General features: G+C 51.1%; 19 protein-coding genes. 8 read left to right on the forward strand and 11 right to left on the reverse strand.

All coding sequences use genetic code 11. The features are described 5' to 3' along the window. The first annotated feature begins 219 nt into the window (after positions 1 to 219). On the forward strand, positions 220 to 1,356 hold the full coding sequence (locus GS398_RS04820) for a PepSY-associated TM helix domain-containing protein (RefSeq protein ID WP_160905571.1): 1,137 nt from the start codon (positions 220 to 222) through the stop codon (positions 1,354 to 1,356). On the opposite strand, the gene GS398_RS04825 is transcribed toward GS398_RS04820, so the two are convergent. The 5 genes from GS398_RS04825 to GS398_RS04845 form a co-directional block, all read right to left on the reverse strand. Continuing rightward, the gene (locus GS398_RS04825; protein WP_160905572.1) at positions 1,322 to 1,783 is read right to left on the reverse strand and encodes a low molecular weight protein-tyrosine-phosphatase; all 462 of its coding nucleotides are present in this window, start codon (positions 1,781 to 1,783) and stop codon (positions 1,322 to 1,324) included. The genes GS398_RS04820 and GS398_RS04825 overlap by 35 nt on opposite strands. Before the next feature lie 15 nt (positions 1,784 to 1,798). Continuing rightward, a complete protein-coding gene (locus GS398_RS04830) occupies positions 1,799 to 2,614 on the reverse strand; it encodes a S1/P1 nuclease (RefSeq protein ID WP_202405953.1) in 816 nt (271 codons plus the stop codon). Between the two features lie 11 nt (positions 2,615 to 2,625). Further along, entirely contained in the window at positions 2,626 to 3,114 is a 489-nt protein-coding gene (locus GS398_RS04835; protein WP_160905573.1) for a fumarate hydratase, read from the reverse strand. A gap of 5 nt (positions 3,115 to 3,119) precedes the next feature. Then, positions 3,120 to 4,517 carry a class II fumarate hydratase gene (gene fumC, locus GS398_RS04840; RefSeq protein ID WP_160905574.1) on the reverse strand — a complete coding sequence of 466 codons (1,398 nt, stop codon included), beginning with the start codon at positions 4,515 to 4,517 and terminating at the stop codon, positions 3,120 to 3,122. Between the two features lie 303 nt (positions 4,518 to 4,820). Beyond that, positions 4,821 to 6,269, reverse strand: coding sequence for a DUF5723 family protein (locus GS398_RS04845; RefSeq protein WP_160905575.1), 1,449 nt, complete (start codon positions 6,267 to 6,269; stop codon positions 4,821 to 4,823). A 191-nt stretch (positions 6,270 to 6,460) separates the two neighbouring features. On the opposite strand from GS398_RS04845, the gene GS398_RS04850 reads away from it, so the two are divergent. From GS398_RS04850 to GS398_RS04860, 3 genes are all read left to right on the forward strand, one after another. Beyond that, positions 6,461 to 7,675, forward strand: a complete 1,215-nt coding sequence (locus tag GS398_RS04850; protein WP_160905576.1) for a serine hydrolase domain-containing protein — start codon at positions 6,461 to 6,463, stop codon at positions 7,673 to 7,675. Positions 7,676 to 7,794: 119 nt separating this feature from the next. Continuing rightward, entirely contained in the window at positions 7,795 to 8,190 is a 396-nt protein-coding gene (locus tag GS398_RS04855; protein WP_160905577.1) for a response regulator, read from the forward strand. 79 nt (positions 8,191 to 8,269) lie between these two features. After that, entirely contained in the window at positions 8,270 to 8,560 is a 291-nt protein-coding gene (locus GS398_RS04860) for a YbaB/EbfC family nucleoid-associated protein (RefSeq protein WP_160905578.1), read from the forward strand. Between the two features lie 116 nt (positions 8,561 to 8,676). On the opposite strand, the gene GS398_RS04865 is transcribed toward GS398_RS04860, so the two are convergent. The 4 genes from GS398_RS04865 to polA form a co-directional block, all read right to left on the reverse strand. Then, complete coding sequence (locus GS398_RS04865) at positions 8,677 to 9,939, reverse strand: glucose-1-phosphate adenylyltransferase (protein WP_160905579.1); 1,263 nt, start codon at positions 9,937 to 9,939, stop codon at positions 8,677 to 8,679. 10 nt (positions 9,940 to 9,949) lie between these two features. Continuing rightward, positions 9,950 to 11,362 carry a glycogen synthase gene (locus tag GS398_RS04870; protein WP_160905580.1) on the reverse strand — a complete coding sequence of 471 codons (1,413 nt, stop codon included), beginning with the start codon at positions 11,360 to 11,362 and terminating at the stop codon, positions 9,950 to 9,952. Positions 11,363 to 11,457: 95 nt separating this feature from the next. After that, entirely contained in the window at positions 11,458 to 12,501 is a 1,044-nt protein-coding gene (locus GS398_RS04875) for a toxin-antitoxin system YwqK family antitoxin (RefSeq protein WP_160905581.1), read from the reverse strand. 162 nt (positions 12,502 to 12,663) lie between these two features. After that, positions 12,664 to 15,462 (reverse strand): DNA polymerase I, encoded by a 2,799-nt coding sequence (gene polA, locus GS398_RS04880; protein WP_160905582.1) that lies wholly within the window; start codon positions 15,460 to 15,462, stop codon positions 12,664 to 12,666. Positions 15,463 to 15,673: 211 nt separating this feature from the next. Between polA and GS398_RS04885 the strand changes: the two genes are divergently transcribed. Then, entirely contained in the window at positions 15,674 to 16,225 is a 552-nt protein-coding gene (locus tag GS398_RS04885) for a pyridoxamine 5'-phosphate oxidase family protein (RefSeq protein WP_160905583.1), read from the forward strand. Positions 16,226 to 16,273: 48 nt separating this feature from the next. After that, positions 16,274 to 16,501 (forward strand): hypothetical protein, encoded by a 228-nt coding sequence (locus GS398_RS04890; RefSeq protein ID WP_160905584.1) that lies wholly within the window; start codon positions 16,274 to 16,276, stop codon positions 16,499 to 16,501. A 146-nt stretch (positions 16,502 to 16,647) separates the two neighbouring features. On the opposite strand, the gene GS398_RS04895 is transcribed toward GS398_RS04890, so the two are convergent. Continuing rightward, positions 16,648 to 17,901: an FAD-dependent oxidoreductase gene (locus GS398_RS04895; RefSeq protein WP_160905585.1), complete on the reverse strand. Its 1,254-nt coding sequence runs from the start codon at positions 17,899 to 17,901 to the stop codon at positions 16,648 to 16,650. A 407-nt stretch (positions 17,902 to 18,308) separates the two neighbouring features. Then, positions 18,309 to 18,698 (reverse strand): YtxH domain-containing protein, encoded by a 390-nt coding sequence (locus GS398_RS04900; protein ID WP_160905586.1) that lies wholly within the window; start codon positions 18,696 to 18,698, stop codon positions 18,309 to 18,311. Between the two features lie 98 nt (positions 18,699 to 18,796). Here GS398_RS04900 and GS398_RS04905 point away from each other — a divergent pair, with 98 nt between their 5' ends. After that, entirely contained in the window at positions 18,797 to 20,470 is a 1,674-nt protein-coding gene (locus GS398_RS04905) for an amidase (RefSeq protein WP_160905587.1), read from the forward strand. A 47-nt stretch (positions 20,471 to 20,517) separates the two neighbouring features. Next, on the forward strand, positions 20,518 to 21,054 hold the full coding sequence (locus tag GS398_RS04910; RefSeq protein WP_160905588.1) for a YfiT family bacillithiol transferase: 537 nt from the start codon (positions 20,518 to 20,520) through the stop codon (positions 21,052 to 21,054). Positions 21,055 to 21,068: the final 14 nt, after the last annotated feature.

A 21,068-nucleotide genomic window follows, 5' to 3' on the forward strand; every position in this document is an offset into this window, starting at 1 on the left:
CCTCTCGCCGTCTACCCGGAGTCACGACCGCGGCCCTAAGTTCAGGTAAGACAAATATGGGGCGGACCGAAATCTATACGGAGCCGGCAAACGTTTATGCCCACCCCGATATAAGCGTGGTTTGCGGGTTAGAAGATGAAAATGTAAAGATTCCCCGCAAAAGCCTTAGCCTGCATAAAAACGGCGAGGCTCTTTAGGCGAATTGTTATCTTGCGAAGCATGCAACTTAAAAAGATAGTCCGCTTTGTTCACCTCTGGCTTGGCCTTAGCACCGGGGTCCTGGTTTTTATCATCAGCATTTCCGGCTGCCTGTATGTTTTTAAGGATGAGTTTTCTGAAGCATGGTATGCACGCGTATTGTTTATCGATCATCCCGGGAAACAACCGTTACCGGTCAGCTTACTGCAGCAAAAAGCACAACGGGCGCTGGGCGATCGATACACGATATCGGCCATTACGACCTACGGCGATCCGTCAAGGACCTGGTCGTTCTCTACTTACGCGTCCGACCCGGAGGCGCTTACGTATTTCGGGCAGGTAAAAGACGTGCGGCTGGCTTATCTCGACCCGTACACAGGTAAAGTGGCCGGGATCATCGATTATAAATACGACTTCTTTATGCTGGTAAAGTCGCTTCATACCAGCTTATGGTTGCGGGGAAGCATCGGCCGGCCGGTAAATAGCGCAGCTACCCTGGTGTTCGTGGTAATGCTGGTCAGCGGCCTGGCGCTTTGGTGGCCCGGCAGTACACAGGAAACCGCGGTAAAGCAACGTTTTACCATCCGCTGGAACGCTTCATTTAAACGCGTTAATTACGATCTGCACAGCGTGCCCGGCTTTTATGCGCTGCTTATCTCACTCGTTATCGCGCTGACCGGTGCGGCAATGACCTATGGCTGGCTTCGCAGTGCGGCGTATTCAGCAGCCAACGGTTTCCGGGAAAGACCGAAAGCCGCAATGGCTTCGTTACCGGCGACCCGGAAGATAGCGGCTGATACCCATTTAACCCCTATGAGCAGGGCTCTTGTTTTTACCAGGAAACTGTATCCCGGGGCGTTCTCCATCGCGTTGTACCCGGCGGCTCCTGCCGATTCGACCTTGTACGTATACGCGAATGCGCGACACGGAACGATCTACCGGTTCGACCTGCTTACGTTTAACAACTTCACCGGGGAACCGGCGCAGCAGCTCAGGCATGCCGACAAGAATCCCGGCGAAAAGCTTAATGCCATGAATTACGATATCCATACCGGCGCCATCGGGGGATTGGCCGGCAAGGCCCTTGCATTTATCGCCAGCCTGGTAGCAGCAAGCCTGCCGGTTACCGGGTTCCTGATCTGGAAGGGTCGCCGCTGAAATCGGCTATGATCCGCTTACACGCCTTTTCTATCATTACGAAAACGGGGTCGAATAGCGCATTGTCATAATAGGGATCCGGCACGATGTCGTTTTTAAGCAGTAGCTGGACCTTTTGCCGGTCTCCATCGTTCCGCGCAAGACGAAGCACGTCGGCCAGGTTGCTGCGGTCCATTACATAAATGCGGTCGTATTCGTCGAAATCCTTTACGTTAAATACGCGGCAGCATTGCGAAGAGATGTCGATCCCGTAATTTTTCGCTACGGCGATGGAGCGGCGATCGGGCGGTTCTCCAACGTGCCAGTTGCCGGTCCCTGCCGAATCAACATCCCAATCGAGGCCTGCTTTTTTAACTTCGTGTTCCATAATTCCATGGGCAAGCGGCGACCGGCAGATATTGCCAAGACAAACCATCAATATTTTCATAACAGGTAATTAACGTTAGCCGCCGAAGACCTGGTTTAGTAATCCCGCCAAATGAACGCCGCCTTTTAACAACTGCTGGTTCAGCAGCGCCAGGTGATCAAAGTTATAGCGATAGCCCAGCTTATCGTCGGGCTTAACATCGGTGTACAGTTTCTCTACGATGATATGCGAATCATATATCCACTTGGTGAGGTCCTCTTTCCATAATGAAGCGCGCTCTGCCGGTGTGGTAAAATTTATCGCCCTGGCATATTCGGTATAGCTCAGCTGCTGCGACTCGATCAGCTCTGAATCCCACAGGCTGTGCATATTGATCGGCTTGTTAAACCAGTTCACCTTAAACCCGTTCCCACCCTGGTCATCGGTGTGTCCAACGTGAAAAGGCTGGTGAATGTCTTCAGCGATATGGATCAGCAAACGCAGGTACATCACTTTTTCACTTTGGGAGATGCCGCTTTTTTTAAGCTGCGCGGTTAAAAAGTTGATGCGCGTATACGCGTTTGTGCTGGTGTCGCTTTTCAGGAACGCATGCAGTTCCGGGTAAGTGTATGGTTTGTCGAGGTCTACGTAATGCCAGTTACTCAGGTAGGCGTACGAACGATCAGATTTAATAAAATCTGCCCAGTTGCTCGCCATCGCGATCGATTCGTTTCCCAGGATAGCTTTAATCTTTGCCCTGGCTTTCGCAGTCAGGTAGCTGTCGGCGATCTCGCCGACGATTCGGTGTCCCAGCATGCCCCAGGCCATCGCCCTGGTTGGCAGGAAGAGGAAAAGTCCCAGGAAGCACATTTTCTTGAAAGTTGTCCCGAAGGCAATTAACCTGTTATTCATATCAGTTGGAGTTAGTGACAAACTATTTTCTCTTTTAGATCCATCGTTATGGGCACGTGCTGCATATTTAGCAGCCGGAGCGTGTCGGCACTGTGCTTCTTTATCAAAAAAGCCTGCAGGTACTGCCCGATCCGGTAACATCCCGACAACTTCTGCTTAAAGCTGGCATGGGTGAAGGTCGCGTTGATGTAAAGCGTATCATTGCGCACCAGGTACTTGCCTTTTGCATATTCTGTCCAGCTGCCATTGCTGAAACAACTGTCGGGGTAAGGGTTCACCCTGGCGGTCGTTTTCAATACCGCGTAAAAAGAATCGCAGGTAAACGTAAACGTATGCCGGGTATATTGCAGCAGCTGGTCCTGGTAAGCCGCTTTTTCTTCGGTCCACACCCCCTGGAGGTAAGCAGTTCCTTTTCCCCGAACGTTAGGGTTGAACTTGCAGGCCGTAATGCCAAGAAACAAGAAACATCCGAAAAAAACGACCTTACCTGTAAAACGCATCGGTGTTATTTTAATCCGCCGATCATATCTTCAGGGCGTACCCACTCATCGAACTGTTCGTTAGTTAACAAACCGAGGCCGATGGCTGCTTCGCGGAGCGATTTATTTTCCTTAAGGGCAGTCTTGGCAATCTTTGCGGCGTTCTCATAGCCGATATGCGGGTTGAGGGCCGTAACCAGCATCAGTGAATTTTCCAGGTGCTTTTTAATGCCATCGTAATTAGGCTCGATCCCGGCCGCACAGTTTTCGGTAAACGACACACAGGCATCACCGATCAGGCGGGCGGATTGCAGGAAGTTTGCCGCCATTACCGGCTTAAATACGTTCAGCTCGTAGTGACCGTTGGAGCCCGCAACGGAGATGGTTACATCATTACCCATCACTTGTGCCGCCACCATGGTAACCGCCTCATTTTGCGTAGGGTTAACTTTGCCTGGCATGATCGAGGATCCCGGCTCGTTATCAGGGATATGGATCTCGCCAATTCCCGACCGTGGTCCGGAGGCCAGCAGGCGGATATCATTCGCAATCTTCATCAGCGAAACGGCCACTCGTTTCAACGCACCGTGGGTTTCCACGATCGCGTCATGTGCCGCCAGCGCTTCGAACTTATTTTCCGCTGTGCGGAAAGGCAGCCCGGTAAAATCCGCAATATATTTGGCCACGTTTACATCATATCCTTTGGGGGTGTTGATGCCTGTTCCAACAGCTGTTCCGCCGAGGGCGAGCTCTGATAAATGCTCGAGCGTGTTCCTGACGGCTTTAAGACCGTGATCGAGCTGGGACACGTATCCCGAAAATTCCTGGCCCAGCGTAAGCGGTGTAGCATCCATCAGGTGAGTACGACCGATCTTTACCACGTCTTTAAACGCTTCCGATTTCGATTTCAGCATGTCGCGCAGCTTCTCGATCCCGGGGATGGTCGTTTCAATCACCATCTTGTAGGCCGCAATGTGCATCGCGGTGGGATAAGTATCGTTGGACGACTGCGACTTGTTCACGTCGTCATTCGGGTGGATAAATGTTTTACCCTCACCCAGCGTATTGCCGTGCAAAACGTGCGCGCGGTTAGCGATCACTTCATTCACATTCATGTTCGACTGGGTACCCGAACCGGTTTGCCAGATCACCAGGGGAAATTCTGCGGCCAGTTCACCCGCCAGGATCTCGTCGCACACGGCGGCGATCAGGTCACGCTTTTCAACGGGAAGGATCCCCGCATCGGTATTGGTGAACGCCGCGGCCTTTTTGAGGTATGCGAAGGCTTCGATGATCTCTTTCGGCATCGAGGCTTCAGGCCCGATCTTGAAGTTATTCCGCGAACGCTGTGTTTGCGCGCCCCAGTACTTATCCGCAGGCACCTGCACATCGCCCATGGTGTCGTGTTCAATTCTGTATGTCATGTCTGAGTTAATGTGTTCCGGCGGCAAAGGTAATAAATGATACAAATGAATAACGGGTAATCAGCAATGAATAATCCGGGTCCCGATGTGAATAACCGGTTCGGCATGGCATCCACGCCATCAAATTTGCGGCATAGGACTACCGCCTCAAGCCCATGGACATCGGGGAGCCGAAGACCCCGATGGTCGATTTTATCCGGAACGGCGCAGATCTGTCCCCGAAGAGCACCTTGCCTGTTCAACGAACGTTATATGTAAAGATAGGCGAAATTGTATATTGCGCGGTTGCTACACCCTATACCGTTACCTGCCCGGTGCAAACTTGTCGTATTTGTTTTTTAGGATGCCAATGTGCAGTCCCAAAAAAATGTCGGCTTGTTTTGAAGATCCGGTGAGCGCACTGATCAAACTGCCGGAACCCAGCGTGAGGGGCCCCATGCGTACCCCCACCCCGATGTTGGTTTCGGTGAGCGCGTTAAAGTTGACCGGCAGGAACAATCCGAAAACGCTGGTTTCGATCCTTGGCGTGAGGGTAAAGCTATTGTAATACTGCCCGTTATAAACAGTGCTGGAATTACTGCTAAGCGCCAGTTGGCCGCCCGCGTTGATATACAGCATTTTGGCTACATGGTAATCAGCGTCGATCTGCAGCGTGGTAGGCAGGCTCACCGAATACTTCCCTTCAGATTCCCCGGCAACCGGGGTGAAAGCGTTTGGCTGGCTGTTAAACTTGCTTTTGTAACTATCCAGGTCAACGTCTTCCAGCTGGCTGAAGTAATATCTCTCACCCGGGCTGTTGATTGCGATGTCGTATGCCCCGCTCCGGTTTACATCGCGTGTAAAGCTGATCTTACCGGCATCCAGCAACGAAATGCCCAGGCGGAATTTATAGCCGGGACGGTTGCGGCCCAGTTTCATATCGGCCGAATCGGCGATGCCTTTAGTGCTTTTCCATTCGTAAACAAGACCGATGTCGGCACCCACGCCGCTGCCGTTAAACTTGGTAAGATCGCCGGCCTCGAAATCTGAAAAGTTAACCCCCGAAAAGCCGAGCGCTAAACGGCCGGTGGTATTGTTCAGGTAGGCATCCTGTAACACGTTATCGGCGTTAATGGTACCGTTCAGTTTGCCGATGTTCACATAACTATTGGCGATCCCGGCCAGGTACTTCACGGTAATACCTGCTCTCAGGCGCTTTCCGGCGCTGTTAAACACCTCACGCGCGGCCGTTAAACCGAACTCAGACCAGCCACTGATGTTTACCAGCATATTGTCATTCGAGGCGACGGTATAAGGCAGTTCGGGATCATTTTCAAAATCTTCGGTGATCTTATTCACCAGTTTGCCGTTCAGGCTATTGATGTTGGCAAGGACCCGCGCCCGCGAGGTGAGGGCGAAACTCATCTTAGGCCCTGCGTTAAACATCACCGATGGCAGGTTCAACGAAATATTGGCCAGGCCATTGGCGGCCCCGGCGTTTTTACCGAATACCTGGTCAGAAAAACTGTCGCCGCTTATTGAGCTGGTGAGGTCCTTCATTTTAAAGGAAGCCTGGTCGTTACCGGCCAGCACATGGGCAGAAAATAAGTTGAGATCGAAACGGTACGGACTTGCCGCAATATTGGCAGGATTAGAGAATGCGCCATTCACACCGCTGTAATTGCCGGTGCGCAAACCGGGGAAGTCCTGTGCTTTCGCATTTTGCAGTGCGCATATCGTCGCCAGGAGAACGAGAGAGAGCGTTACTTTCATAATTGGTTAAGGATTAAGGTGTTAACAAATATATCTTATCGGTCCGGAAAAATGACTTTCCCAAAGAAAATAAATATTCGCTAAAAGAAAACAGAAATTCTTTCCATGACTTTATATGTTTAAAAATATTAAAGGGAGATGTCGCAATAATTTTCAAGTTTTGCCGATTCTTTTACACACACCTCTGAGAAATGACCATACCTGCCAGGAATAGCCTCCTTGTTTTCGCGTTTTTTATACTCATCTGTTCCTGCCGGTCGAACGACAAAAGTCCCGCAGCTTTTACCCGTACGGTAAGCGACGACGAAAAGGACAGCTTATTGCTGCTATATAACCCGAAACATGCCGATAAACGCATCGACGCCTTTATGCAGCACCTGCACAAAGTGAGCGGCTTTAACGGCAACGTGCTGGTAGCAAAAAAGGGAAAGATACTGTACGAGAATTGTTTTGGCTGGGCGGACCATCTCCGGCGCGACAGCCTGAAGATCGATTCTAAATTCGAGCTTGCCTCCGTTACCAAAACCATGACGGGCACCGCCGTTCTCCTGCTGCAGGAACGCGGCAAATTGCGGCTCGACCAGAACGTAAAAGAGTTCTTTCCTAATTTCCCGTACGATAACATTACCATACGCCTGTTGCTTACTCATCGCTCGGGCATGATGAACTACGTGTACTTTGTAGACAAGCTCTGGAAGGCCGCCCATAAAGACGAGCGGAAAGGGATCACCAATACTGATGTGATGAACCTGATCGCTGAGTATAAACCGGCTCCCTATATTCAGCCCGATAAAAAGTTCCATTACAACAACTCCAACTACATGGTACTTGGCGCTATTATCGAAAAGATAACCGGTATGAGCTATGCCGATTTTATGGCACAGAACGTATTCAAACCGGCCGGAATGAAGCATACCGCTGTTTATTCTAAAGCGGTGTACGACAAGATCCCTGTCGACGTAGTAGGTCACGACCGTAATAGCTGGAGATACTCCGTGGCACAGAACTTCCTCGATGGCCCGGTAGGCGATAAAGGCATCTACAGCACCGTAAAAGACCTGTACCTGTTCGATCAGGCCCTCAAGTCGGGCCGGCTGCTCAAAAAGGCAACCCTGGATTCGGCCTATACCGGTCGCAATCCCCTCGTGCGCGGTCACTTTAACTATGGTTACGGCTGGCGCATCTTCGAAAGTCCGGGGCAAAAGGTGGTTTACCACACCGGCTGGTGGCATGGATTCAGGCATATTTACCTGCGCGACCTGAAGAACGACGTCACCATCGTATTACTTGGCAACCTGGTGAACGGAAGCTTACTCAACCTCGATGAGTTATTCAATATTACCGGCATGCCAGTAGTGCGTAAGGGGGCATATACCGGCAGCGGTGACGCCACAGATGACCAGTAAACGCTACCGATTGCATTACTAAAAATCTTTTCTCATATTTATTTCGTAAACGAGACAGGGTTTTTAGCAGCGTCGTTCGTATTACGTAACCAGATACACCCGCCCAAGGGCCCATATACATGAGCAGAGTATTTATTATCGATGACGACCAGATTCATCAGCGTATCGCACAGATAATGATCGAAAAGCACCTTATTTTCGATCAATATACCAGTTTTACCGAAGCAGACAAGGCACTTGAGTTTCTGAAACTTAATGCAGAAGATGATTCGGCAATGCCCGACGTGATCCTGCTCGACCTGAATATGCCCGTGTTTGACGGCTGGGACTTCCTGGATAACTTCGGCATCGTGGCTCCCTGCCTGCACAAACCACTACGTATCTATATCGTTACGTCCTCCGTCGACGAAAAAGACCGCATCCGCTCCCAAACTTATCCTTATGTAAATGGTTTCATTTCTAAACCATTGTCGCCGGACATAATCCGGTCGACCAGGAACGAGTTTATTTCTTAATGCAAACGTTTGTTGTTACGAAACGTCTTTGCGCTAATAAAGGATCATCGGTAAGGAATCATTAACTCAACACAACATCATGTTCGACAAGTTATTACAGGCCCAGCAAATTGCCGGCGACATCAAGAAACGCCTCGACAATTTATCAGTTACCGGCGAAGCCGAAGGCGGTAAGATCCGGGTAACCGCAACCGGCAATAAACAGGTTACGGCGGTGGCCATCGACCCGGATTTTTTCGCTTCCGCGGACAGGGAAGAACTGGAGGAATTATTGGCCGTTGCCATAAATAAAGCCTTGGAACAGGCGGAAAACATTAGCCAGGCAGAAACGCAGGCGGCTACGAGGGAGATGTTTGGAGGAATGTTTTAATCAGTAGCGATCTACTGGTTAAAGGCTGGAGGCTGAAGTTAAGTTGGCTGGCCGGATGCGCCATTTCAGCACAGGTAAGCTCCCCATCTTAACGTTAAACCTCCAACTTCAAATCCCTAAATTACCATTCCGTTTTCCAATACCGCTTCTTTCTTAATTACCACGATACCGTCGCGAACCACGTATTTCTCGAAATCGCCGTCCGCGAGATGTTCGCCGCCGTTTATGCGCACGTCGCTGCCGATGTGGCAGTTTTTGTCGAGGATCGCATTTTTGATGTAGCAGCGTTCGCCGATACCCATGATCGGTTTGCCGGACTCTCCCGCTTCTTTTAGCTGATCGAGCGTTTCGTAATAGTCGCTGCCCATAATGTAACTGCACACGATGGTGGTACCTTTGCCGATGCGGGTACGCACGCCGATCACCGACCGTTCCACACGGCTGGCGTTAATGATGCACCCATCGGCAATGATGGTTTTCTCCAGCGTCGTGCCCGAGATCTTAGAAGGCGGAAGCATGCGCGCACGCGTAAAAATGCTCCGTTTATCAAACAGGTTAAACTGCGGGATATCATCGGTAAGGCCGATGTTGGCCTCAAAAAACGAAGGGATGGTACCAATATCTGTCCAATACCCGTCGTACAGGTAGCTTACTACTTTGTGGGTGTTGATGGCGCCAGGAATAATCTCTTTACCAAAGTCGGTATGCGGATCGTTGTTCAGCATGTCGTACAACACCTTGCGGTTAAAGATATAGATCCCCATCGAGGCCTGGTAAATGCGTCCCTGTGCTTTCAGGTAGTCGCTCACGTCAGACGTCCAGCTTTCGAAATCCTTTTTAGGCTTTTCTACAAAGGCGGTAATATTTTGCGCTTCATCAATTTTCATGATCCCGAAGCCGGGTACCTCTTTTGCCGTAACGGGGATGGTGGCCACAGAAATATCTGCGCCGGCAGCCTCGTGGTTCTTAATCATGTCGTCGAAATCCATCTGGTAGAGCTGGTCGCCGGAGAGGATCAGCACGTATTCGAACTCGAACGGCGCCAGGTGATGCAGCGATTGGCGGACCGCATCGGCTGTGCCCTGGAACCAGCCGGCATTACCGGGCGTTTGCTCGGCCGCGAGGATATCGACAAAAGCAGCGCTGAAAACGTTGAAGTGGTACGTGTTTTTAATGTGTTTGTTTAACGAGGCCGAGTTGAATTGCGTGAGCACGAAGATCCGGTCGATGCCCGAATTAAGGCAGTTTGAAATGGGGATATCGACCAGGCGATATTTTCCGGCAATAGGGACAGCAGGCTTGGAACGGGTGGCGGTTAGCGGATGAAGGCGGGATCCCTGTCCACCTCCAAGAATCACCGAAATTACTTTCGAGTTCATATAGGAATGATTAATAAAGACTGTTGTATAGGTTTATATATTGGTTTGCAGATTGATGCCATGAAAAATCGAGCCCCATCATTTTCTTCCGCAGCGTCCCGGTACGTGCCGTATCGGGATATAAGGCGACCGCGCGGTCAATCGCCGCACAGATCCCGGCAACGGAGAGACTCGTAAATGTGATGCCATAGCCTTCAGGCGTTTCTATATCTATCACAGTATCTTTTAACCCGCCTGTGCTTCGCACGATGGGCATTGTACCATAGCGCAGCGAGTATAATTGGTTAAGTCCGCAGGGTTCTACGCGCGAGGGCATCACCAGGAAATCAGCGGCGGCATAGATCTTATGCGAGAGCACCTCGTTATACCCGATGGTGGCATGATACCTGCCCGGAAATAACTCGTTAAGCTCACGCAGTTGATCTTCTATTTCGGCTTCGCCTGAACCGAGTACCAGGAAATTCAGCCCCGGATTTTTCTCCAGCGAAAGACGGATGGCCCCGGGAAGGAGGTCTGCGCCCTTTTCATTTACCAGGCGACCGATAAACGCCACCAGCGGTTTCGATGGATCGAGGCCAGATGCCCCCGCAAGCGGCTCTTTGTTAGCTTGCTTACCCGCAGCTACCGAACGCACGTTATATTTCCTGGCGAGCATCGGGTCGGTCTGGGGATTCCAAACCTCCGTATCGATGCCGTTAATAATGCCCTGGCCTTTGCCGCTCTCGGCTGCAAATAAATATTCGAGCCCGTTGGAGTTGTGCGAAAGCTCGGCCATGTAACTAGGCGATACTGCAGTGAAACGCCAGCAGCACTTAATGGCTGCAGCGAGGGGGTTTATCACTCCGTCCCAATCCAGCAGTCCTTTTTTAGACAGGTCGATCTCGGGGAGCAGGTCGGCTTTGTCCCAACTCATCCAGCCCTGGTACTGCCCGTTATGCACCGTAACTACGGTAGGGACGTTGGCCAACGACCGGTAACGGTACGAAGAGGTGATTAAAAAGGGGACAAGTCCCATGTGATGATCGTGGCAATGCAGGATATGCGGACGTTCTTCGCGCTGCACGATCCAATCAAGGAACGCGACCTGGAAGGCCAGGAATTGCTCCGACTCGTCGTTGTAACAATATACTTCCGGCCGGTCGAGCAGCCCGGGGATCCGGATAAGGTAAAGACTAAATCCCAGCTGGTTGGTAATCTCCTTTAATACCGTAAAATGGAACGGCCTGTTACCCAAGGTGCTGCTTCCTTCGTAAACGGTTTCGAACCGGTTATCACGGGTAAATTTACGATCGTAGAACGGCATCACTACCGAGGCATTTACCCCTGCAAGGCACTGGTATTTAGGCAGCGCTCCCACTACGTCGCCCAGGCCACCAACCTTGGCGACAGGGTAACACTCGGCACTTAAATGGATGACGTTCATGAAAATGGGCTTGTCAGACAACAACAATAAATGTGCGTATAAGTTAGCAACAATATGCTATTAATTCGCTTTCCCGGGGCTTTTTTGGCCGTCGGCTATTTCCCGTTCCTGCGGCTAATAACCGGCATGGTAAACTGCGACCGGCCCCTGTCGTCGATATACAGATCGGCGGTAATCGTGAGTACATCCGAAATGGTTTTACCGTCTTTTTGCGAGGGTATCCAGTAACCTATCCTGCTGATCACCTCGTTATACAGCAGCCTGTCGCCGGCTGCACCAAACGGAGTTTTCACGTCGACGTTACGGGGGCGACCCCTGCTGTCTACGTCCAGCCTGATCAGCATCCGTCCCGCAGTAATTCCCGCAAAACGTACGGCAAAGGACGAGAGCAGCGACCTGTTCAGTTTTTCAGACAGGTAGGTGGTAAAATAAACCTGGTCGTCTACCAGGCATGGCATCGACAATAGTTTCTCCGCGTTGGTATAATACTGCGTAGGCGTAAACAATAGGCGCTCTACAGACGCGGGCACAAGTTCGGGGGGACCTCCTTTATATAAATATTCTACTACCGGTATGCTTGCCAACCGGTTTCCGTCCAGTTTGTAGCGGTAACGGGTGGCGTAATAGCCCTTTTCGTTGAAGCCGTATGCCGGGTCCTCGAGCTCGAATTTGCCGGTTCCCTGCGTTACCACGTGTTTACCTTTCAGGTCCCATTGTTCTTTAACCAATACCTGTTCCCCGCGGTATTCTACGATCAGCCAGGGTCTTCCGTCGCTATAGTAATAATCCCAGGTGCCGGTTCGCTTGTCGTTAACGTAGTCGCCGCTCCATTGCAGGTACCCGTTTGGGAAGAAGCCCTTAAAAGTGCCGGATTTTTTGCCGTTTGCATAAGTTCCGGTCATCAGGGTAACACCGTCTTTTGTGTAATCGGTGAAATCGCCGGCAAATTGCCGGGATTTTACATCGAACCCCGAAACACGCCTGATCGCAAAAAAATCGCACGCTTTGTCTACCAGCATGTATTGCTCATTCAGGTAAAACTGTACATGTGTGCTGTCCAGCCGCTCCAGGAAGGTTTCTTGTGCGGTTAGTTTTCCGGCGAGCGGAACCAGGAAAAAAAAGACCAGCAGCATTCTCATTATCATGGCAGTTTAATTTCCGTTTACCGGCCGATCACGGGAATTGCAAAAGAGGCATCATCCTATTTATACAGCCTGGTACAGACGGTTACAGTAAAAATACCAGAAATTGGCTTATTTTCCTGCTAGTTACGAAAACCAAGGCAATAGCTATCAGCCGTTTCAATGCGCTTCCAGCCAGTTTTTCCCCTGTCCGATCTCGATGTCGATGGGCACAATGGTCTTGATGGCGTTTTTCATCCGGTCGGTGATGATGGCTTTCACCTGTTCTTCCTCGCCCGACACCACATCGAACACAAGCTCGTCATGCACCTGCATGGTCATTTTCGATTCGAGTTTTTGTGTCGCCAGATCACGGTGGATGTTTATCATCGCGATCTTGATCAGGTCGGCCGCCGATCCCTGGATAGGAGCATTAATGGCATTTCGCTCTGCAAACCCGCGAACGGTGGCATTGGCCGAGTTGATATCGCGCAGGTACCTTCTCCGGCCCATGATCGTTTCTACGAAGCCGTTCTCGCGTGCGAAGTTCATGGTGTCGCTCATATACCGTTTAACACCCGGGTACTGGTTAAAATACTGCTCGATGATGTCGGCGGCTTCCCTGCGGGGGATGTTAAGATTTTGAGAGAGCCCAAAGGCCGACTGCCCGTAAATGATGCCAAAGTTCACTGCTTTCGCATTGCGGCGCTGCATCGATGTTACTTCCTCCAATGGGATGCCGTATACCTTTGCCGCGGTGGCGGTGTGGATGTCGAGATTTTTTGTGAACGCATCCATCATGTTCTCGTCCTTACTGATCTCGGCGATCAACCGGAGCTCTATCTGCGAGTAATCAGCCGAAAGCAGCGTATGGCTTTCACTGCGCGGGATGAAAGCCTTACGCACTTCGCGGCCACGCTCGGTACGGATCGGGATATTTTGCAGGTTGGGGTTATTGGAGCTTAGCCGCCCGGTGGCCGCCACTGCCTGGTTATACGACGTGTGAATCCTGCCTGTTTTGGGGTTGATCATCAACGGCAGCGCATCTACATAGGTCGATTTAAGCTTCAGCAATTGCCTGAAATCCAGGATATCTTTGGCAATGTCGCTCTTGTTCGACAACCAGGTGAGCACATCCTCGCCGGTTTGGTACTGGCCGGTCTTGGTTTTCCTGGCTTTGGGGTCCAGCTGCAATTTTTCGAACAGCACTTCTCCAAGCTGTTTCGGCGACGAAATATTGAACCTTACGCCAGCTTTCTCATAAATGGTCTTTTCCAGCTCTACCAGGTCGCGCTGCAGCTCCACCGAAAAATCGGCCAGCGTATGCTTATCTACCAGCACGCCCTCACGCTCCATATCTGCCAGCACATAGATCAGCGGGTTTTCGATCTCCATGGCCAGTTTCTCCGCATTCACCCGTTTTAGCGACGGTTCAAATATATTCTTGAGCTGGAGCGTGATATCGGCATCTTCGGCTGCGTACTCTTTGATCTGTTCCAATTCCACATCGCGCATGCTTCCTTGGTTCTTACCCTTGGCGCCGATGAGCGAGGTAATGGAAACCGGCGAATATCCCAGGTAGTTCTCGGCCAGCACGTTCATGTTATGCCGTGTATCGGGGTCGATAAGGTAATGCGCCAGCATCGTATCAAACAGTACGCCTTTCACATCTATGCCGCACCATTTCAGCATCAGGATATCGTACTTGATGTTTTGCCCTATCTTTTTGATGTTTTCGTTTTCAAGCAGCGGTTTAAACTCCTTCACAATTTCGCTGCACTGGGCTTGGTCGGCGGGCACGGGTACGTAATACCCTTCGCCGGGCGTTACAGAAAAGGAAAGGCCTACCAGTTCGGAGTTATTGGCATCTGTCCCGGTAGTTTCCGTGTCAAAACAGATCTCTTCCTGCTGGCTCAGCATGGCGATCAGCTCCGCCCGTTTTCCGGGTGTATCAACAAGGTGATACGTGTGTTCTGTATTGTTGATATTTTTCCCGGGCACCGCCGGCTCAACAACCGTAGTTTTCTCCACGGTCGTAACTTCCACGGGGTTTCCGAACAGGTCCATTTGCCCTGAAGTTTGCGTAACGGTTACTTCGGTTACGTTAAATTCTTCGCCAAATACCCGGCGGCCGAAGGTGCGGAACTCTAGCTCGGCAAAAAGCGGCTCCAGTTGCTCACGGTCAGGATCGGTAATGGTTAATGCTTCGATATCCAGGTCTACGGGAACATTTAGCAGGATGGTGGCCAGCTTCTTGGAGATCAGTCCCTGCTCGGCGAAGTTTTCCACGTTCTCGCGCTGCTTGCCCTTTAGCTGGTGACTGTTGGCAATGATGTTCTCCATCGAGCCATATTGTTTTATCAGCAATTTCGCGGTTTTTTCACCGATACCGGGAATGCCGGGGATATTATCCACCGCATCGCCCCAAAGTCCCAGGATGTCTATCACCTGGCAGGGGTCCTCGATCTCCCATTTGGCCAGCACTTCGGGCACGCCCATGATCTCTACATCGTTGCCTAAACGGGAAGGCTTATAGATAAAGATGTTGTCAGACACCAGCTGGGCGAAATCTTTGTCCGGCGTCATACAGAACACGGTGAAGCCCTCTTTTTCGGCTTTCTTAGCCAGGGTGCCAATGATATCGTCGGCCTCGAACCCGTCCGAGGTGATCACGGGGATATTAAAACCGCGGATCAGCCTCACCACGTAAGGGAGCGCGAGCGAAAGGTCTTCGGGCATGGCCTCCCGGTGTGCTTTATAATCGGCAAACTCGATGTGCCGCTCGGTAGGCGCATCGGTATCGAATACCACCGCCATATGCGTAGGCTTCTCTTTCCTGATCACTTCGAGCAGCGTATTGGCGAAACCCAATACCGCCGACGTATTTAACCCAAAAGAGGTAAACCGCGGATTCTTGCTTAAAGCGAAGTGAGCCCGGTAGATAAGGGCCATACCATCGAGGAGAAAGAGCTTTTTCATTGAGTAATCAGTTTTCAGTGGCCAGTTACCGGTTCCTGCAAGGCGCCATACAGGCACTGATCACTCAGAACCGATCACTGGCAACTCAAGCAAACTTATCAATTTTTGGTTGAACACCTCAATGGCGGCAGAAAATTATGCAGGTAATTCCCGGCGATGCGTCTTATCTTTGTGTAGATACGCGACCGCTCATTTATCTTAATATACCAGTATGGGAAAGTTTTTTGACATCATCGAAGATTCGCACGTCAGCTTTATTAATAACCAGAGAATGTTCTTCGTGGGAAGCGCGCCTCTGAGCGGCGACGGGCATGTGAATATCTCGCCGAAAGGACTCGATAGTTTCCGGGTACTGTCGCCATCACGCGTAGCGTACCTTGACATTACCGGCAGCGGTAACGAAACCTCGGCACATATCCTGGAGAACGGCCGGATCACCTTTATGTTCTGTGCGTTCGAAGGCCCGCCGAATATTCTCCGTTTGTATGGAAAAGGAACCACTATTTTACCCGGCAATCCCGAATGGGAAGCGCTCATCGCCCTGTTTGCCCCGCATCCTTCTACCCGCCAGATCATTACGGGCGAGATCCATAAAGTACAGACTTCCTGCGGTTTTGGTATCCCGTTTTATGATTACATCGGTGAACGTGACTTTTCCGAAAAATGGGCAGAGAAAAAAGGCCCGGAAGGAATTCTAAAGTACCAGGCAGACAAAAACGTGGTCAGCATAGACGGATTGCCTACGGCGCTGGCAACTTTATAGAAAAACAAAACCTCGCGGGACTTGATTTGTCTTTTAAATACACCAATCATGAAAACCATGGAACAGCAACAAAATCATCCCGACAAGAATTCGAATGAACAAAACAATAACGGAACCATCGGCCAGGAAGTAGAAGAGGAAAAGGGCGACGACCCGCGGTCTCATTCAATTCCCAACCCCAATGGTGTTGCAGAAAACGAAGAAGACCACCACGTGCGGATTACCGCTGATGACGAAGATCCCCGCGATACCGTTAACGATTCTTCCGCAGGGTAGTTTGTCATCCTTGCCGAAAGAAGTAACATGTAAAAAGTCTTGGTATTTACGATACTCCTTCGGCAAGCTCAGGTTGGCAAACTAATAGGGTACGGGGCGTGAAGAGGGATTGACCGGTGTGAATCGCGGTGCCTGCGGTAGTTACCTCAGCTTCCTAAATTCCCGTTCAGGTTTACGCGCACCTCGTAGGGCTTCATATAATATTGCAGCAGGATGGCGAATTCCCTGCGGGTTATTACGCGGGTAAGGTCATATGTACCGGAAAAGTTGAACACTTCTTTCCAGTTTTTCTGCAGTTCTTTGTCCAGCTCGTTGCCGCGTACGGCGGTATATTTTATGAGGCTTACCATATCGCCGAACGTGAACTTTTCGATCTTTTTATCGGCGAACCAGATCTGGCTGCGAGAATAGTACTGGCGGATCACCGGACGGATCTCTTCGGAAGAGACCGTAGTATCCGGTTTAAAATAAAATGCCCCGTTTACCTGCACCGGTTTTAGCACACCTGTGAGACCGGTGTATTGGATCACCTGGAAGTTTGGATCGCTAAACTTGATGTCAGCGTAAGGCACCATCCACGATTTGTAACTGAACAGCTCGCTCTGGATCTGCCTGGTACGCATGGTAAGCGCCATGTTTTTTGTCGATTCGTCGAAAAATGCAAAGTAAGAGGCGCCTGCGCCGGCTGCCTGCCCGGTAAACATGGCATCGGCTGAAGACTGGTTCGCGGCAAATTTGCCAATAACGAAGAAATTATCGACTCCGCCACCGGCCATCAGTGCGCCGAGCGGGACCATATATGACTCACCGGTTTTTGTATCAGTGCCGATAGCTACGCTGGTGCGGTAAAGTTGGCTTTCGTAAGGTTTGGTTAACGGAACAGGTTGAATGATGGTACGCGGAAGCTTTGTTTTGGGATCCATAAACACGCCGGCCGTTACCGCCAGGATACCATTAGGAAGTGCATCGATAGCTACATTGGCCTTGATCGTGGCTTTATCCTGCAGTTTGATCTCCCAGCCGCGGCCCGATTTTTCGATCCGGGACCAGGTGGCATTATACCTCACCGTGAGGTTTTTAATGGAATCCGTCCATGATTTAAGTACTGTGGGGGTACTTACCGCATCCGGTTGGGCGTTAGAATCTTTCTTTGCTGCACGTGTTTTTTTCAGGAACTCTGACCATAAACCACCTTCAAATGCCTTTGAGCTGGGAACGATGTTACCGCCAAGTTTTCCGGTTTCTTCTACCAACAACGTTTTTACGCCCGACCTCGCTGCCTGGATGGCCGCGGCAATCCCCGCCGCATTGCCGCCAAATACCACGACATCTGTTTTAATGGTTTGGGCATACGAAGTACAGGCCAATAAGCATAGGAATGCAACAAGGATCCTTTTCATGAACTAATTGAAATTAAGCAACTACTGTTATGTGGTTTAATAAGCAATTGAACGAAAAACCCGGGTTTTAAGTTTTGGGAGGGCTGAATTTAACAAAATTTAACAAGTCCGCGCGATACACGGAAGGTATGAGGAGTCAAATCTTTTCGACGCCCTGCTAATGTTTATTTCCTTTTATGATCAGGAAAAGGATGGCCAAAGCAGTAATTGGCAACAGGAGCCAGATCCATAACGGATTTGAACGCCCCTGATGTAGAAAGTCAAAGTTGCCCATGGTAATAATCGCAGGTAGATAATCAGTGCGGACAGCTCACACCTGTCCGCACAATAATATATTTACCCGGGCAAAATTGTTTTAAACAACATAAAAACACGTATAAATACGTGTCGCTTACGCAAAACCGGGATTATATATCCTGGATTGCATCGTTCGCATCGTCGGCCGTGGTTTTTATCCGGGCGCGTGTCTTGCTGATGGCTGCCTGTTTTGCTTCGTTAAAGTCGCTGGCTGCCGCGCGGACCTTGCTGCGGGCGGTCGATTTTACTTCCTCTTTCAGTTCTTCGAGTTCTTCGGCATGCGTACGGAACTTATCTTTAAGGGATTGGAGCCTGTCTTCGAGGTCGCTGGTAAGATCTTGCGCTTTCCGCGAAAGCTTTTTGCGTGTGTCTTTACCGCTTTCAGGTGCAAGCAGTACTCCTAACAGGGCGCCGGCGGCAAGGGCGGCAAGCAATCCTGCTACGGTTCTGCCTGGGTTTGATCCGGAGTTAATACCGGGTAGTTGCTTTCTGATATTCATAGCGTGATGTGTTTATAAAGACAACATCAAAGGGGGGATTGTGTTTCGCTTTTGTTTCCGCCGATCTTTCGCTACTTTAGCGGGTAAGCCCTCCGTTTATGAAAATCACCTTAAAAAAATCGTTGTATTTGTTGGTCCCATGTGGTGTAAGCTTTTTAGCGGGATCGCTGCTCGCCGGCCGTCCTGATCCGGATACGCTTACGGTTTCCATTGTCAGCGAAGCGGCTAAGGTAACAGGCATCCCTTTTACGGGCGCCGAAGCCGATTCGATGCTGGGAAGCCTTAATGACCAGCGAAATGCGTATGCCGAGCTGCACGCGTTAAAGATGTCGAACGCTATTTCGCCTTCCCTGTCATTTAACCCGATGCCGCCGGGATATCGGTTTCCCGACAAACTGGATAACTTTAAGCTGGCTCCGGCCGCCGCGGTAACTTTACCCGCAAATCGCGACGCGCTGGCGTTTTATACGGTACGCCAGTTAGGTGAGCTGGTACGTACCAGGAAGATCTCATCGCTCAAGCTTACAAGATTCTTTATCGCACGGCTGAAGAAGTACCAGCCGCAGTTGTTGTTTGCGGTAACCATTACCGAAGAGCTGGCGCTTAAGCAGGCCGCAGCCGCGGATGCCGCGATTGCCGCCGGTAAATATCGCGGACCTTTGCATGGAATCCCTTTTGGGGCAAAAGACCTGCTTGCGGCGAAGGGATATAAAACCACCTGGGGATCCGTAGCCTATAAAGACCAGGAAATTAACGAAGATGCCACCGTGATTAAACGGCTGGAAGATGCCGGGGCGGTATTGGTAGCCAAAACCACGCTGGGCGAACTGGCGCAAGGCGACGTATGGTTCGGCGGGCGGACAAAAAATCCGTGGAACGTTACCCGCGGCTCCAGCGGATCGTCTGCGGGCACCTCCTCGGCGGTTTCGGCAGGCTGCATTCCTTTCGGCATCGGGTCAGAAACCCTGGGCTCGATCGTGTCGCCGTCTACAGAATGCGGGGTAACCGGCTTGCGACCCACATTCGGCCGTGTGCCCAAGACCGGTGCTATGGCCCTTAGCTGGACCATGGACAAGCTCGGCCCCATCGCCCGCAGCGTAGAAGACTGTGCGCTGGTGTTTAACGTCATCAAGGGAACCGATGGCCAGGACCTGAGCGCCATAGATGCCCCGTTTGATTATAAACCGTTTACCACCTTAAAAGGGCTGAAGATCGGTTATATCCAGGCCGACTTCGGCGCCCGCAACCGCAACCGTGCCAACGACTCGCTGACCCTTGCAAAGCTAAAAGAACTGGGGGCCGAACTCGTCCCGATCGAATTACCGGCACTTCCTTATGGCGCCATGCGTATCATGCTTACCGCCGAGGCAGGCTCTGCCTTCCAGGAACTGGTGCTAAGTAACCGCGACGACCTGCTGGTGCGACAGAACAAAGGCGCGTGGCCTAACACGTTTCGCGCCGCGCAGCTCATTCCAGCTACGGAATACATCAATGCCAGCCGCGCCCGCACGTTGCTTATCCGGCAGCTGAATGATAAGATTAAAGGCCTCGACCTGTATATGGCGCCCACTTCCAGCAACAACTTAACAGCCACCAACCTGAGCGGCCACCCATGCGTAGTGCTTAAAAACGGCCTCAACCGGCAGGAGCTGCCTGCCAGCATCACCTTTATCGGTCAGCTGTTTGGCGAAGGGAAACTCCTCGCGGTAGCACAGCTCTACCAGGAAAAGACTGATTTTTATAAGAAGAATCCCGTGTTGAGTTATCAGTGACCGCCATTACTGAAATGATAACCGATACCTGACCACTTGTAACTCATATGACTACCCAACCCGACCTCCGCTATCCCATTGGCAAGTACGTATCGCCTGCACAAATAACACCCGAACAGGTAGATAACTGGATCGCTGAAATTGCAATGCTGCCGGCAAAGATGCACGATGCAGCAGCCGGTCTCACAGACGAACAGCTGGACATGCCCTATCGCCCCGGCGGATGGACATTGCGGCAGGTTTTTCACCACGTGCCGGATAGTCATGCAAATGCATACATCCGCTTTAAGCTTGGTATAACTGAAGACCGCCCAACTATCCGCCCGTATTTCGAGGATCGCTGGGCCGAGACCGAAGACGGCAAGTTCGCTCCCGTACAGGTTTCGCTTAACCTGCTGGATGCGCTGCACCAACGTTGGGTGCTGTTCCTGCGGTCGCTAACGCCAGCCGACCTGGAACGCACCTACGTCCACCCCGAACATGGCAAGACCTTCGTGCTTAAAGACATGATCGGCATGTATGTATGGCATGGGGAGCATCATTTGCAGCAGGTGATGGAGATGAGGAGGAGGAATGGGTGGTGAGGAGATCGATGATC

It is taken from the genome of Hufsiella ginkgonis, assembly GCF_009834915.1.
GTDB classification, from domain to species: Bacteria; Bacteroidota; Bacteroidia; order Sphingobacteriales; family Sphingobacteriaceae; genus Hufsiella; species Hufsiella ginkgonis.